We start from the raw sequence: 15,676 nt of genomic DNA, 5'->3' as shown, positions 1-15,676 counted from the left end.
TCAAACATCTTATGCAGATATGCGATAATTTTCTGAAATTTCAAAGCAATAAGTCTGACACCTGTATTTTAACGATGAAAGGTACAGACCCTGTGAATCGGAAACTTTGAAAGGTTTTTCAGAAGGCTTGAGACTGCGGATTTTCGCGTCGTTAAAAGACATTGGGTGGTCACACCATCATCGAACTGATCAGGCCACCGATTCCTCCCGATGCACAGGGAAAACTGAAAATGTAGTGGGAAGATTTTTCACGCAAACCTATTGCATCAAAATCATACAGGGATTTGCTCAAGTGCATGAAAAGCAAAAAGCCCGCTTAAGTTTCCTTAAGCGGGCTTTTCTAATTTGGCTCCTCTGACTGGACTCGAACCAGTGACATACGGATTAACAGTCCGCCGTTCTACCGACTGAACTACAGAGGAATCGTTTGAACGGGGCGGATAATATCCAGAGCCTCGCTGAGTGTCAACGCTAAATTGCCACTATCAGACTGACTGCTCAGCAACTGAGCAGAAAACCCCGAAATAGCTAAATTTCTCGCTTTGAACCGCCATTAATAGGCCGGTTAACAGTCACAGCGTTGGTTTCGGAGCAGCCTCGCCAGCGGGTCTTGCTTATAAAAACGGGTAAAATGGCCGTAAACGAGCGGAAAACGGGTTGAAAGCAGTTCTGGCGCACTGAAAAAGTATTCGGAGAGTACGGCAAAACACTCAGCAGCGTCGCTGGCTGCGTATGCATCCATACTGGCCGCGTCCTCTCCTACCATGTCGATTTCATCCCGCAAATTTTCCATCGCGGCGTGTAAATCATGTTCCCAGGCCACTACGTCACGCAGCGCGATAGGTGGAATCCCACTCACCTCGCCGCCGTTACGCAGATCCAGCTTGTGCGCAGCTTCATGAATGACCAGGTTAAATCCTGATGTATCGAAGGAGTCTTCGACGTCCTGCCAGTTGAGGACGATAGGCCCCTGATCCCAACTCTGGCCAGCATGAATCTGCGAACCGGCATGCACCAGTCCGTGTTCGTCTTGCCATGGCGAGTCAACGAGAAAAGGGCTGGGATAGAGCAGGATCTCATGAAAACCGTCGAGCCACTCCGCGCCTAATTCCATCACCGGCAGAGCAAACAGCAGGGCAATCCGTGCCGACATCTGTTCATTGAGAACAATGCCCTGTAGCGGAACTAATCTTTTTTGATGCAGTAACTGGCTGGCAACCTGCACCAGACGTTTTTGCTCCTCGTCATTCAACGACGTAAAAAGCGGGATATTCAGCGCATCTCGCCACGCATCCCACTTATCGGACTGGAGGTCATTCGCTTTCCACGGCCACTTAATCATCGGATTGCTCGCAAAGTGATCATTTGAACTGCTCGCTGGAGGTGAACTGTAAACTTGCCGCAAAACGGGGGCACTTTACAACCACCAACACGAGAGATATTGAAAACGCTGAATGGCACTTTCTCATAACTGTCTGAACCGTAGCGATATTCAGTCAGGTTCAAACAGCTTTCTCTTTGCGACTATTCAATCACTTACAGCGACAAATGTCTGTGACCAAAACCACGTTACTCTGTACCTAACTTATCGTATCCCTTCCAGCGATAGTTGAGCGCCGAAATTCCCCAAAAGACGATGAACACCCCTACGGCAGCATAGCCAACGCTGCCCATATTTTCATTCAGGCTGTCGATGATTTTCCACCCACCCTGATGCCAGTTGAATTTATCAGCTAACAGACCGAGCGCTTCCATACCGCCGATAAACAACGCAATCACTACGCTGGTGGCCGTAATGGTCATGTTGTAATAGAGCTTGCGCACTGGTTTGTCGAAAGCCCAGCCGTACGCGCCCACCATCACAAAATTATCAAGCGAGTCGATGAGCGCCATGCCGCTGGCGAAAAGGGCGGGGAATACCATGATGCTCCAGACTGACATCCCCGAAGACGCACCCGCCGCAGAAATACCCAGCAGACCAATTTCTGTCGCGGTGTCAAAACCCAGCCCGAATAAAAAGCCGACCAGATACATCTGCCAACTGCGGTTGACCAGCCGGAAGGCAAAACGGAAAATTTTGGTCATTACGCCGCCCTGAACATGATCCGCATCGACCGCCTGAACAAAGGATTCTCCCCGCTTTACCTGACCGAAACGGCGCCAGACATCACGCAGGATCGCCGCATTGACCACCGCCATCAGCAATAAAAACAGTGCCGAAACCAGTGTACCAATGGTGCTACCGTAGTCGTGCAACCAGCCGATCTTGTCACCAAATAGTAAAGAGGTGGCGGCAATCGCCGCACAGGCAATCACTACAATGCTTGAGTGGCCGAGGGAGAAGTACGCCCCAACAGCCACCGGGCGTTGGCCCTGTTGCATCAGTTTACGGGTGACGTTATCAATGGCGGCGATGTGGTCGGCATCGACCGCGTGACGCAGGCCGTAGCCATAGGCCAGCAGGGACGCAGCGATCAGCCCGGCATGCTGACTGAAAAGGGCGAAAGCCCAGACCCACGCCAGCACATTGAGCGCAACCAGCCCGAGCAGCAGCCAAAAAGCACGACGATGGGTGTGGAAAAATGCGCGGTTAATCATGAGAGCCCTTATGTGAAGATGAAGTGATTGACGCCTGAATACGGGCGCAGGCCACGACGCCCTGGCCCAACGCCAGCCCGCCGTCTCCGGCTGGAATAGCCTGCGGAGCGAGGACGTGAAGAGGCGCTAAATGCCTGAGCAGGCAGCGGCGCAGCAGGGTGTTGTGAATCACGCCGCCACCCAGCGCCACGGTTTTCAGGCCGTGCTGACGTGCGGCATGGTGTGCCATGCTGGCAAAGCCTTTTGCCAATGCGTCATGAAATGCCCATGCCCGTTCCGGGCACGGCGCTTGCCAGTCAAGCCATTGCTGCCAGAAACCCGCCAGATCAAGGCTAAGCCCGTGCTCTGTGGTTAACAAATTTAGCGTGATGGGATGAGGCACACCCTGCGCTTGCTCGGCAAGAGCTTGCAGGCGGCAGGCCGCTTCGCCTTCCCAACTGAGCGTTGGGGGCGCGCAACCTAAAGCCGCCGCGACGGCGTCAAATAACCGACCACAAGAGGAGGCGAGCGGTGCGTTAAGCCCGGCCGTGATGGCTTTTAGCAGGGGCTGCCAGTGCTGAGTTAACAAACCAGCGGCTTCCGGGCGTGTCTGCCAGTCGGGCACAAAGCGTTGCCATTGTGCCAGTTGGTTACGCCACGGCTGTTGCGCAGCCCGCTCACCACCCGGCAATGCGACGGCAGGTAACCCGCCCAGATGTTGACAATCTCGATAGTCAACCCGCAAACATTCGCCGCCCCATAGCTGCTCGTTTTCACCAAAACCGAGGCCGTCTAGCGCCAGGCCAATGACCGGACCGCCATCCAAAGGCCAGCGATGCTCGGCCATACAAGCCGCAATATGGGCATGATGGTGCAGCACCTCAGTAACCGGCAGCGCCTGCTGTTGTGCCCACTGGCGGCTGACATAGCCTGGATGGGCATCGCACACCAGTTGCCGGGGCTGAGAGTCAAACAGATGGGAAAAATGGCTAATCGCCAACTGCCACTGTTCGAAAATGTCACTGTTTTCCAGTGAACCAAAATGAGGGCTGAACACGGCCTGTTTGCCCTGAATCAGACAAAATGTGTTTTTCAGGTCTCCGCCCAGTGCCAATAATGGAGGCTGAGCGGCGAAGCCGGGCGGCAGTTCAATGGCGTCGGGCACAAAGCCCCGCGCACGCCTCAGCATCTCCGGGCCTGCGGACGTGAAACGCACCACGGAGTCATCGGCCCGCTGCACAATATCCCGGTCATGTAACAACCAGAGATCTACAATGCCGGCGAGCTGCGTCAGCGCCTGCTGATTGGTAAGTGCGGGGGCCAAGCCTGCAGCATTACCTGAGGTCATCACCAGCGGCGAATTCATCCGTTGCATGAGTAAATGCTGTAGCGGTGAGGAGGGCAACATCAGCCCGATGTGGTTCAGCCCAGGGGCGATATCGGCACACAGCGGTGACGTAGCGGCCTTTGAAACCAAGACAACAGGCGCAGCAGCAGACTCTAATAATGCCTGTACGTCAAACAACGGTGTGGAATCGGTGCATTCTGCCAGCCAGTCACCATCGGGCAGCATTACCGCCAGCGGTTTACCGGGGCGATTTTTGCGGTCACGAAGACGTGCCACTGCCCGCGGCGAAGTGGCATCACAGGCCAGATGAAAGCCACCCAGCCCTTTGATGGCGACAATATTGCCCGCCCGCAATGCCTCAACAGCCAGGATTAATGCGTTATCAGCCGCAGCTATCGGCTTGCCATCAGCCAAACTGGCGGAAAGTTGCGGGCCGCAGTCAGGGCAGGCAATAGGCTGGGCGTGAAAGCGCCGTTCGGCAGGGTCGGCATACTCTTTTGCACACGCCTCGCACAGCGGGAAAGTGACCATGGAGGTTGCTGTGCGATCGTAGGGCATCTCACGAATCAGCGTGAAACGCGGACCACAGTGAGTGCAGTTGAGAAAAGGGTAGTGATAGCGGCGATCTTTCGGGTCGTTCATCTCGCGCAGACAGTCAGGGCAGGTGGCGGCATCAGGAACCACTTGAGTGTTCATCGAGCCGGGCTGGCTGCTGAGGATATGAAAATGGGCTGGAGCGCTGAGCCAGCAAAAAAAACGCAGGCTGATGCTGTCGATATGGGCCAGTGGCGGACAATATTGCTGCATTTCACGGAGAAATTGTTCGACGTTCACTGGTTGCAGCAGACGTATTTCCACGCCCTCACTGTCGTTGTGCACTTCTCCGCACAGCTTTAAACGCCGGGCAAGTTGCCAGATAAAGGGGCGAAAACCCACGCCCTGTACTTTGCCGCTGACGCGAATCAATAGGCCGGAATCAGACATAAAAATCCCTTTCAGTAAGTGACTCCCCCATTTACAGGGGAGTCACTTAACTCATCAACTAACAGCAACGACTGGGATCACATCTTCCACGGCACTACGCAGGCGCGCTTTCATATCGCTGTAGGCCTGCTGAGCATAGTTTTCTGCCCAGCGCTGATCGGTGATCGGTTCCAGTTTAACCGCACAGTATTTGGTCTCTGGCGTTTTGGAGATCGGATCCAGATTTTCCTGAGTCAGCTCATTACACGCGCCAATCCACCATTGGTAGGTCATGTACACCGCGCCAACGTTAATGCGTTCATTAAAATTGATGCGGGTAATCACTTTGCCGCGGCGTGAAGTCACCCATACCAACTGCTGGTCACGTACACCGAGCGGTGCGGCATCCAGAGGATTGATCTGCACGAAGCCTGGCTCATCGGCCAGCGTTTGCAGGGCGGCACAGTTACCGGTCATCGAACGACAGGAATAGTGACCGACCTCGCGCACAGTACAAAGTACCAGCGGGTAGCTGTCGTCAGGCACTTCTGCCGGAGCACGCCATTCAGCGGCAAACAGCTGGCCTTTGCCCGTTGGTGTCGTGAACTGATTATCCTGATACAGGAACGGTGTACCGGGGTGATCAAGCGTTGGACATGGCCACTGTATATGCCCGAGCGCACCCATTTTCTCGTAGGTCGCGCCATAGAACAGTGGGCAGAGTTCACGCATTTCATCCCAGATTTCCTGGTTATCGTTGTAGTGCATTGGATAACCCAGCTCGGTGGCCAGCAGGCTGATGATCTCCCAGTCACGCTTAACATTGTATTTTGCATCGATGGCTTTTTCGAAACGCTGGAAGCCGCGATCGGCGCAGGAGAAGACCCCACCATGCTCGCCCCATGAGGTCGACGGCAGAATAACGTCGGCTTGCTCTGCCGTTTTGGTCATGAAGATGTCCTGCACAACCACAAACTCCAGAGCTTCAAATGCGCTGCGTACCAGCCCAAGATCGGCTTCGGTCTGCAGTGGGTCTTCACCCATGATGTAGTAGGCTTTGACTTTCCCTTCGTGGGCCAGGTGCGGGATCTCGGTGATCCGGTAACCGACTTCGCTATCCATTTGCTGAGCATCGATACCCCAGGCTTTAGCAAATTTAGCGCGAACTGCCGGGTCAGTGACGGACTGATAGCCTGGGAATTCGTTTGGCAACACGCCCATATCGCAGGCCCCTTGCACGTTATTTTGCCCGCGTACTGGACCGACGCCCACATTGGCGCGTCCGAGGTTACCGGTCAGCAGTGCAAGACTGGCAATACCTTTGACAACATCCACCGCCTGGCCAAACTGAGTGACCCCCATGCCCCACATAATGGTAGCGGACGGTGCACTGGCATAAGTGCGCATGGCCTGGCGAATTTGCTGCGCGGTCACACCGGTCAGCGACTCAACGGCTTCCGGCGCATACCCGGCAAGATTTTCACGGTAGGCTTCGAAACCCTCGGTGTATTTGGCGACATAGTCGTGGTCATACAGATTTTCTTCAATCAGCGTATAGGCGAAAGCATTCACCAGCGCCATGTTACAGCCGTTTTTGATTTGCAGATGTTGGTCAGCGATGCGGGCCGTTTCGATGCGGCGGGGGTCGCAGACGATGATCTGTGCGCCTTTTTCTTTGGCTTTAATGACCCGGCGGGCGACGATGGGGTGTGAGTCCGCACAGTTATAGCCGATCACTAGCAGGCATTTTGAATTCTCGATGTCACCGATCGAGTTACTCATTGCGCCATTACCCAGTGTGGCCTGCAAGCCAGCCACCGAAGGGCCATGGCAGACGCGTGCGCAGCAGTCGACGTTATTATTACCGATCACTGCGCGGGCAAATTTCTGCATCACATAGTTGGTTTCATTGCCGGTGCCGCGTGAGGAGCCGGTGTGCATGATGGCGCGCGGTCCATGTTTTTGTTTGATCTCTTTCAGGCGCTGCGCAGTATAGCGGATCGCTTCATCCCAACTGACGGCTTCGAATTTCCCGCCCCTTTCCCGGCGGATCAACGGCTGTGTCAGGCGCGGTGTCAGCAACTTGGTATCGTTGAGGAAATCCCAGCCGTAATAGCCTTTAAGACATAATTCACCCTGATTGGTCACGCCATTTGCTGCTTCAGCACGAATGATTTTGCCGTTATCCACAACCAGATTCATTTTGCAGCCAGCCCCGCAGTACGGGCAGACAGTGGTAATTTTTTTCATGGTATTCCTTCCTCTTTTCGAGGTTAAAACAGCAGGGGAGATGTACTGTCCAGCGCGGCGCGACGGCGCTTTTCGCTGTTCATTTCCTGTAGCAGGCTGCGGTCAACGGAGTACAACGCGTTGGTCGGGCAAATTTCCATGCAGGCCGGGCCATTGTCGCGGCCCTGGCAGAGATCACATTTGTGTGCTTCTGCTTTATCCGAGGTGGCATTCATCGCCGCGCCGTTCTGGCGGAAGATCGGTTTAGTCACCACTTCCATTGCGCCATAGGGACAGGCGACCACGCAGGTTTTGCAACCGATACAGCGCTCCTGCATCACTTGAACATGATCATTCATCCTGCTGATGGCGCCGTTGGGGCAGACATTAGCGCAAGGAGCATCTTCACACTGGCGGCACATCACGGCGGTGCTGATGTTGACCCCTTTGATCACATGCAGACGCGGCGCAAACGTGGCGGCATTGAGCAGTGAGATATCCTGCGAGTCACTGTGTGCCATGACGCAGGCAATTTCACAGGTACGGCAGCCGATACACTTTTTTGGATCGGCGATAATGAACCGGTTCATCCTTCTCTCCAAATCCCCTTCGTCCTTGACGCCTTCCTGCAAGGCCAATGACTTTGGGTTTTCTATGTTGGGTTGTTAACGTTTCTCAGCTACTGGCTATACATAAACCATGCCAGTCAGGCGGGTAATATTTTATTCAATATATTCATTCAGTTACTCGGCATCTTTGTGGGTTGTGACGAACGTGTGGCGTCAGCATGCAGTGACATCGACACCGTATCGACAGATATGACGAGGCGGTGTCAGACATTCGCCACCGCCTGAAAACGCGCAATACGGGTAGTGATATTGGGTTGTTGCAGCAGCTCGTGCAGGCGGATGACCGCCTGTTCGACCGCTGCACTGAGCGGGTAGTAAAACGCCACGACATCAGGCTGAATACCGATGAAGGTCGTGCGCGAAACATCTTCGCGCAGCTGTTGCATCAGGAACGTCAGCGGCATGTTGTGGGTAGTCATGATGAACATGTCGGGGATGTCACTTTCGTCGATAATACGTATCTCGCCGGGTTGCAGGCCCATCTCGGTTGCATCAACGATCACCAAATGTGTCGGACGCAGTTCACGGATAAAGTGCACATCGTTTTCGGGGGCCGCGCCGCCGTCAATCACCGTCCAGCCGGCAAGGGGGTTAGCGATGCAAAGTTCGGCCAGACGCGGCCCGGCGCCGTCGTCACCCATCATGCAATTACCCACGCAAAGCAGCACCTTGTCGGAGCTGGCCTGCGATTGCACAGGGGGTAAAGTCTGTATGATCTGTTCAGGCATCGTATTTCCTTACCATCAGGTACATGGCGGGTTCATGCTCGATTTGCTGTAACAGGGCGATGAGCTGTTCACTCCAACCCTGTTGTTCTTCGTTCATCTGTGGCCGGGCATCGCTAAGGGCGCGGGCCAGCAGGTGGGTGTGGCTAATGTCGATATTGATTTCGCCAAACCGCTCAACCCCTGCCATTTTGCGATGCGCTTCGCTCTGCGGCGGTAAGGTGTTCAGCCAGTGTTGATAGCCCGTCAGAGGGCATTCGAGCTGAGCTTTTAGGCAGTCAATCACCCCAAGATGATGGCCAATTGCCAGGCTGTAATAGATGATTTCCTGGGCTTTTGGCGGTGTGCGCGTCTGAACACTTTTTTCATCGACAAATTTGCTGCTCAGTGCATAAAACACCACTTTGCCGCTGGCGAAGTAGCGGTCACCGGCGTGTGGCTGATGACGCGCATAGCGCTGGTCATTCATAGCCGTACCTCACCGCGCAGCACCTGGTGGTAGATCGCCAGCAAATTGCCGATGATTTCATTCAGACGCAGATCGCCACGCTCCGCCAAAAAGTCACCGATCCGGCTCTCTACCTGACGCCCGTCGTCCCCGACCAGTAACTGCATAAACTGGTCGGCAATCTGGCGGCCATAGCGATAACCGGCCATCCGGCGGGCTTCGCGATCAAGCAGCACACGTAATGGCTGCGGGACTTGCGGATGCAGCAGGGCGGCTGCCACACCGTCGGTTTCATCATGCTGCTGGCCTTTGATTTTCTGATCCAGCAGGCCGAGTGCCATGGCGAAACCGTAAATGGTGGCGGCCGGTGTCGGCGGACACCCGGGAATATAAACATCAACCGGCACAATCTTGTCGGTCCCGCCCCAGACGCAGTACAGGTCATGAAATATGCCGCCGCTGTTGCCGCAGGCACCGTAGGAAATACAGATTTTAGGATCAGGGGCCGAGTCCCAGGCACGCAAAGCGGGCACCCGCATAGCACGGGTCACCGCGCCGGTGAACAGCAGAATATCGGCGTGTCTTGGCGATGGAACGACTTTAATCCCGAAGCGTTCGGCATCGAATAGCGGAGAAATAGCGGCAAAAATTTCAATTTCACAGCCGTTGCAACCGCCACAATCGACCCGGTAAACGTAGGCTGAACGGCGAATATCTTTCAGCAACGTGCTTTTCAATTTGGCAATGCTCTGGTCGAGCGTTACCGGCACCGGCAGACCGTTTTCGTCGCGCGGGCCAATCAGGGTCTGGCTCATAGCGCGTTCTCCGCTGTCAGATGGCGGCCCAGATCAATACGGCCGGTTGGGGTCAGGTGATGTTGCTGTTTGCAGGCCGGGCAGGTTTCGTACTGCACCCGGTGTTTTTCAAGTTCGATGGCATCCAGCCCCTGGCTTTCCTGCAACAAGGCCAGTGCGAAGTCGATCTCTTTTTGCGCCGCATAGGCTTTGCCGCATTGCTGACAGTGACAAACGGCAAAGTCGGCGATTTCAAACAGGTCTTCTTTGCGCCATACCGCCAGTTCGAATTCTTGTGACAACGCGATGGCCGCCGTCGGGCAGACCTCTTCGCAACGTGCGCAAAAAATGCAACGCCCCAGAAACAGTGACCAGCGGATCGTTTCGCCGTCGTCAGCTGGCGTCATGGTCAGCGCGTTCGACGGGCAGGCATTCGCGCAGGCGCCGCAGGCAATACACTGTTGCGGGTTGTAGAGCGGCTTACCACGAAAGTTGGGCGACAGATCCAGCGGTTTCGCCGGATAGTCCACCGTCGCCGTCCCGGTTTTGAGGACTTTTTTTATCAGTTTCAGCATCTGTTGTTCCTCCGGTTAAAGCGGCGAATTTTTCCGCTCAATGCCATAACGCTCGATCTCTTTGTAGGGAATGACAATCGAGGTTTTTTTACGTACGTCGACCACCGTCATGCGGTCGGTGCAGGAGTAGCAGGGGTCGAGGCTGCCGATGATCAGCGGCGCATCGGAGACGGTATTGCCGCGCAGCATGTAGCGCAGCGTCGGCCAATTAGCGTAGGTGGCGGCGCGGCAACGCCAGCGGAACAGCTTTTGGTTGTCACCGGTCATGCTCCAGTGGATGTCATCCCCGCGCGGTGCTTCGGCGAACCCAAGCGCGAAGCGGTGCGGAATGTAGGTAAAGCCTTCCACCGCCAGCGGGCCGCCGGGCAGTGATTGCAAACCGAACTCAATCATATTCAGCGAGTTGAACACTTCATGGATACGGACTTTCAGCCGTGAATAGACGTCGTTACCGTTTTCGCTGCACAGTTCAAAGGGCAGTTTGGCGTAACCGGCATAAGGGTGATCTTGTCGCATATCACGGCGATGGCCGCTGCCGCGCACCATCGGACCGACGTTGCTGAAGTCGCGGGCAACTTGCGGATCAAGCAGGCCGACACCGACGCTGCGCTGTTCGGTATTCGGCGTACCAAGCAGGATGTCGACCAGGTCGGTAAGCTCGCTGCGCATGCCGCCCGCCAGGGCGATGGTCTGGATCATGTCGTCTTTAAGAATATCGCGACGGATACCGCCGATCAGATTCATGCCGTAGGTTTTACGGGCCCCGGTCAGGATCTCCGCCATTTTCATCGACATTTCACGCACGCGGAAAAACTGCATAAAGCCGGAGTCAAAACCAACAAAATGACAGGCCAGACCGAGGTTGAGCAGATGGCTGTGCAGGCGTTCTACTTCGAGCAAAATCGAACGGATCATCTGTGCCCGTTCTGGCACCACAATCCCCATCGCATTTTCAACCGAGGAGGTGTACGCCACGCTGTGGGTAAAGCCACATATGCCGCACACGCGGTCAGAAAGGAAGGTGACCTCGTTGTAACCCATGCGGGTTTCAGCCAGTTTTTCCATGCCGCGATGGACGTAAAACAACCGGTAATCGGCATCGATAATGTCTTCGCCATCAACGAACAAGCGAAAGTGTCCGGGCTCGTCAGAGGTAACGTGCAGCGGACCAATGGGCACAATTTTGCTGCCTTCTTTGGCTTCAGAAATAAACGGGTAGGTTTCTTCATCCGTCGTCGGGGCGGGGCGCTGACGGTAATCCATCGAATCTTTGCGCAGCGGATAGAGATCGTCTGGCCAGTCATCCGGCAGTACCAGTCGGCGTTCGTCAGGCAGGCCCACCGGGCGCAGGCCGTACATGTCACGCACTTCACGTTCGCCCCAGACGGCGGCCGGAATGCGCGGCGTCACGGAAGGGAACTCCAGCGAGACCGGGTCTACTTCGGCCCGCACGGTTATCCAGCACTTGATGCCTTGTTCCATCGACAGTACGTAATAGAGTGCATAGTTGCCGCACAATGTGCGTTCATCATTGCCAAACAGCACGGACAGCCAGCCACCTTGCTGATAATAAAGCCACTCCACCACTTCCGGCAGTGCGTTGAGTTTAACGGTGACTGTCGCCTGGGTGTCGGTCTGCCATTCGCTGCCAAGGATGGCTGATGGGAACTGTTTATCCAGCGCCGCCAGATAAGACAGACCAACGGGATGTTGATTTAACGCGGTATTGATATCACTCATTACAAAGCCTCTTCCCGCCGCAGCGGGACAAGAAAAATGTCAGGTCAGCCGGCAACCAGCCAGGAAACCAGCGCCAGAAATGCCAGACCAAACCCTGCCCACGTTGTGCGGGAAGTTTTAAGAAACCGCAGCCGGGCGACGCTGTTTTCAATCAACGCGATCAGCAGGATAGCCAGCGTTAATTTCAGCAGGCACAGCACCAGAGCCCACAGCAGTGACGCTGCACTCAGGTTTTCCGCCAGACCAAACGGCAGAAACAGGCCGAGGAACAGTTGCAGCACCACCAATTGTTTCAGGCTGATGCCAAGTTTGAGCACCCCGAGCGCCGCGCCGGAATATTCGGTCAGCGGCCCCTCCTGTAACTCCTGCTCCGCTTCTGCCATATCGAACGGCAGCTTGCCCATTTCAATAAAGGTGGCAAAGGCGCAGGCCAGCGCGGCGAGGATCAGGGTCAAGCCAGAGGAGACCGGCCAGTGGCCTACCGTGCGGCTGATGGCGCTCAGGCTGGTGGAGCCGGCGACCAGTGCCGCCACCCACAGGCCAAGCAATAGGATCGGTTCAACCAGAACGCCCAATACCGCTTCACGGCTGGCCCCGATACCGGTAAAGGTGCTGCCGGTATCCAACCCGGCCAGGGCGAAGACCAGGCGAACAATGGCAAACAGATAAATCACCGTCAGCAAGTCACCGGCGGCACCGAGTGGAGAAGCCAGCGTCACCACGGGCAATGCGGTGGCAATCACCAGCAAGCCGCCAGTCAGCAGATACGGCATCGTGCGAAATGCCGGACCGGAGGAGGCCGGAGATACACTCTGACGTTTCAGCAGTTTGGCGATATCCCGGTATTCCTGAAACACGCCTGGCCCGCGACGGCTGTGCATTCTTGCGCGCAGTACGCGGCTGAAACCAGCAAACAGCGGAGCCAGCGCCAGTAACATCAACGCCTGGAGCAAAGCCAGCGGCCACAGTGGCCCGGCGAGTAAAGCAGGGAAAGTCATAATGAATTCCTCAGGCAAGGGTGATGACCAGCAACACAGCCAGTTCAATGAAAGCCAGACGATGGCACAAGGCGGAAATCCCCCCACGATGCAGCGTGCTGACCAGCCGGTCAGGTGTGGCGATGCGCCGTAACCGGTAGACCGGAGCGAACATCACGCGCAGCGGTTGTGCAAAACCGGTCGCGGTTACCACCATGTCGGGGGAATGGCCATAGCCACAAGCCCAGGCATCACCCCGCTGGCGTGCGGGTAAACGTGCACCGCGCAACAGGCTTGCCAGCAATAAAGGCAGCAGCGGCAATGACAGCAGCAAAATGGCGATCATCGGTGGCGATACAGCCGCCGTGCGCGTCAGCAGCACGCCCTGGCTGGCGACCTGCATTGGCGGTGCCTGGAGAATGGATGACGCCACGCCAGCCAGGAGAGGGATAACCCACGGAGCCGCGACCCCGACGGCCAGACACAGCAGCGCCAGCATCGCGATGCTCAATGTCATCGTGAAAGAGGGGGGCAGTCCGCTGGCAGCGGCGTCACTGCGAGGCGCACCAAGGAACGTCACGCCAAAGACTTTAGCGATACACATCAGCGCCAGCGCACCGGTCAGTGCCAGTCCCACCGCCAGTAAAGGCCCGAGCAGGCGACCCGCAATATCGTGACCTGCACTCATCTGGAACAGGGACTGATAGAGCAACCATTCGCTGGCAAAACCGTTGAGCGGCGGCAATGCGGCCATCGACATCAGGGCGATGAGCATGGCGGCAGCGATCCATGGCATGCGCCGCGCCAGCCCCCCTAACTTCTCAATATCTTTAATGCCGGTTTGCTGTTCGATAGCTCCGGCACCTAAAAACAGCGCGGTCTTGAACAGGCTGTGATTGAGCAGATGAAATAACCCGGCCAGCAACGCCAGTGCGGCAAAAGCGGGTTGGTTAAGTGCCACACCCACCATTGCCCCACCAATACCCAGCAAAATAATGCCGATATTTTCCAGCGTGTGATAAGCCAGCAGGCGGCGCAAATCATGTTCCATCAGGGCATATAACCCCCCGATAAAGGCCGTGATAAGAGCCAGTACCAGAACCACCACGCCCCACCACAGCGGCGGAGCACCCAGCAGATCCAGCCCTACTCTGATGATGCCAAGCAGGCCTACTTTCATTAGCGCACCTGAGAATAACGCCGCCGCCTCCGGGGAAGCCGAAGAGTGCGCCTGGGGTACCCAGCTATGCAGCGGAATAACGCCGGCATAGATTCCAAAGCCTGTTAAGGCTAATAGAAAGACCGCCGACTGCAGCAGCGGAGTGAGTGTGATGCTACGCGCGGCGGCCAGTGTGCTACTGCCGGTCGTGTGGCAAAGCAGCGAAAAGGCCAGGATCAGACATAAGGTGCCGAGGTGAGAAAAAAGAAACTGGTTAAGGGCCGCGCGACGGCTTTTGCTGTCGCCATGCAGCGCAGTGAGGAAATAGGCGCAAAGCGCCGCGACCTCAAGAAACAACACCAGCCACAATGCGTCAGCGGCCAATATCGAGGCCGTGATTGCCGCCAGCATCAGGTTGAGCAACCCGGCACTGCGCGCATTTATTTTCTTGAGTACTCCAGCCGAACCGGCGTGGTAAGAACCGGCAATATACAGGCCGCTAAACAGGGCGGGTAAGGCAATGGCCAGCAGCAGTACGCCATTGAGTGCGCTGAGTTCAACCTGCAAATGTAGCCATGGCAGGTAAAGCCCGACAGGTGCAGTGAGTGAAATCATCATCAGCGCGGCTGTCACCGCCAGCGCAGCGGCCAACACCATTCCCAAACCGCTTAGTTTGCGGGCAAAAACGGGCCATGCGGTTAACAGGCCACCTGCCAGCGCACAGAGTCCAAATAGGATGAGTGCCACGGAGAGCAGATTTGGTGCGTTAAAGAGTGCGGTAGTCATTATTTCGCCTCCCGTTGGCCGCTGTCTGTCAGCGGGTCTGACGAAGTCAATAGAGGGAGGTCGTGGCTGAACACATTCATTGCATTCAGTCTTTTCTGTTCACTGGCAAGCGAGGTCATCTCGGCGGTAACCAGCGTAATCGCGTTGGTCGGGCAGGTGCGAATACAGGCCGGACCTTCGGCGCTGAAACTGCACAGGTCGCATTTCACCGCCACGGCGCGGACACCGGGAATGCAGTCCAGAAAGGCGCTGAGTGATCTGGGCATTCGTGGTGCGGGCAGGGCTTTTGCGGTATTGCAGTCGCGCGGGATAGCCACTGGCAGGCTGCCCGAAAAACCAATCGCCCCAAACGGGCAGGCGATGCCGCACAGTTTGCAACTGATACACAGGCTTTCGTTAAGGTGAATGGCATTGCCCTGATGGCTGATGGCATTCACCGGGCAGACTTGTGCGCAGGGGGCATCTTCACACTGGTGACACATCACCGGTGCGGAGTCCCTTTCGCTGCGGATCACCTGCAGGCGCGGCGCATCTTGCAGCCCAACCTGGCGATGTTCCTGTGAGCAACTGGCCATGCAGGTGTTACAGCCGATGCAACGTGACGCATCGGCAATAACAAACTGATTCATGGCGCGGTTTTTCACCGGCGCTGATGGGGTTACGGGTACAGGCATAACCACGGAACGGCTCATGAAGGTTCCTTGTTATTTCGTCATCTTTGACGAA

General features: G+C 56.0%; 13 protein-coding genes, 1 tRNA gene and 1 pseudogene. All 15 read right to left on the bottom strand.

The features are described from left to right. Positions 1–78 precede the first annotated feature (78 nt). Positions 79–162: pseudogene (locus tag EAH77_RS25090) on the bottom strand (hypothetical protein); the annotation flags it as partial. Positions 163–346: 184 nt separating this feature from the next. Continuing rightward, positions 347–422: transfer RNA gene (locus EAH77_RS01805), tRNA-Asn, on the bottom strand. A gap of 143 nt (positions 423–565) precedes the next feature. Beyond that, positions 566–1,342 carry a DgsA anti-repressor MtfA gene (gene mtfA, locus EAH77_RS01800; RefSeq protein ID WP_140470087.1) on the bottom strand — a complete coding sequence of 259 codons (777 nt, stop codon included), beginning with the start codon at positions 1,340–1,342 and terminating at the stop codon, positions 566–568. 227 nt (positions 1,343–1,569) lie between these two features. Next, on the bottom strand, positions 1,570–2,598 hold the full coding sequence (locus EAH77_RS01795) for a HoxN/HupN/NixA family nickel/cobalt transporter (RefSeq protein ID WP_140470086.1): 1,029 nt from the start codon (positions 2,596–2,598) through the stop codon (positions 1,570–1,572). Beyond that, the gene (gene hypF, locus EAH77_RS01790; RefSeq protein ID WP_140470085.1) at positions 2,591–4,909 is read right to left on the bottom strand and encodes a carbamoyltransferase HypF; all 2,319 of its coding nucleotides are present in this window, start codon (positions 4,907–4,909) and stop codon (positions 2,591–2,593) included. Before hypF ends, EAH77_RS01795 begins: the two co-directional genes overlap by 8 nt. Before the next feature lie 54 nt (positions 4,910–4,963). Further along, entirely contained in the window at positions 4,964–7,138 is a 2,175-nt protein-coding gene (gene fdhF, locus EAH77_RS01785; protein ID WP_140470084.1) for a formate dehydrogenase subunit alpha, read from the bottom strand. A 23-nt stretch (positions 7,139–7,161) separates the two neighbouring features. Further along, positions 7,162–7,707: an electron transport protein HydN gene (hydN, locus tag EAH77_RS01780; protein ID WP_140470083.1), complete on the bottom strand. Its 546-nt coding sequence runs from the start codon at positions 7,705–7,707 to the stop codon at positions 7,162–7,164. A 242-nt stretch (positions 7,708–7,949) separates the two neighbouring features. Continuing rightward, positions 7,950–8,474 carry a hydrogenase maturation peptidase HycI gene (gene hycI, locus EAH77_RS01775; protein ID WP_140470082.1) on the bottom strand — a complete coding sequence of 175 codons (525 nt, stop codon included), beginning with the start codon at positions 8,472–8,474 and terminating at the stop codon, positions 7,950–7,952. After that, a complete protein-coding gene (locus tag EAH77_RS01770; protein WP_140470081.1) occupies positions 8,467–8,940 on the bottom strand; it encodes a formate hydrogenlyase maturation HycH family protein in 474 nt (157 codons plus the stop codon). The genes hycI and EAH77_RS01770 overlap by 8 nt, the downstream gene beginning before the upstream one ends. After that, positions 8,937–9,734 carry an NADH-quinone oxidoreductase subunit B family protein gene (locus tag EAH77_RS01765; RefSeq protein ID WP_140470080.1) on the bottom strand — a complete coding sequence of 266 codons (798 nt, stop codon included), beginning with the start codon at positions 9,732–9,734 and terminating at the stop codon, positions 8,937–8,939. The genes EAH77_RS01770 and EAH77_RS01765 overlap by 4 nt, the downstream gene beginning before the upstream one ends. Then, the gene (locus EAH77_RS01760; protein WP_140470079.1) at positions 9,731–10,288 is read right to left on the bottom strand and encodes a formate hydrogenlyase complex iron-sulfur subunit; all 558 of its coding nucleotides are present in this window, start codon (positions 10,286–10,288) and stop codon (positions 9,731–9,733) included. Before EAH77_RS01760 ends, EAH77_RS01765 begins: the two co-directional genes overlap by 4 nt. Before the next feature lie 15 nt (positions 10,289–10,303). Further along, the gene (locus EAH77_RS01755) at positions 10,304–12,028 is read right to left on the bottom strand and encodes an NADH-quinone oxidoreductase subunit C (RefSeq protein WP_140470078.1); all 1,725 of its coding nucleotides are present in this window, start codon (positions 12,026–12,028) and stop codon (positions 10,304–10,306) included. A gap of 44 nt (positions 12,029–12,072) precedes the next feature. Beyond that, entirely contained in the window at positions 12,073–13,026 is a 954-nt protein-coding gene (locus tag EAH77_RS01750) for a respiratory chain complex I subunit 1 family protein (protein WP_140470077.1), read from the bottom strand. Between the two features lie 10 nt (positions 13,027–13,036). Further along, positions 13,037–14,950: a proton-conducting transporter membrane subunit gene (locus tag EAH77_RS01745; RefSeq protein ID WP_140470076.1), complete on the bottom strand. Its 1,914-nt coding sequence runs from the start codon at positions 14,948–14,950 to the stop codon at positions 13,037–13,039. Next, a complete protein-coding gene (locus tag EAH77_RS01740) occupies positions 14,950–15,579 on the bottom strand; it encodes a 4Fe-4S dicluster domain-containing protein (RefSeq protein ID WP_140470349.1) in 630 nt (209 codons plus the stop codon). The genes EAH77_RS01745 and EAH77_RS01740 overlap by 1 nt, the downstream gene beginning before the upstream one ends. Positions 15,580–15,676: the final 97 nt, after the last annotated feature.

The sequence above is a fragment of the Ewingella americana genome, from assembly GCF_006438725.1.
Lineage (GTDB): Bacteria > Pseudomonadota > Gammaproteobacteria > Enterobacterales > Enterobacteriaceae > Ewingella > Ewingella americana_A.
Note: the sequence above shows the minus strand (reverse complement) of the source record. Positions and strands in the feature narration are given on the sequence as shown.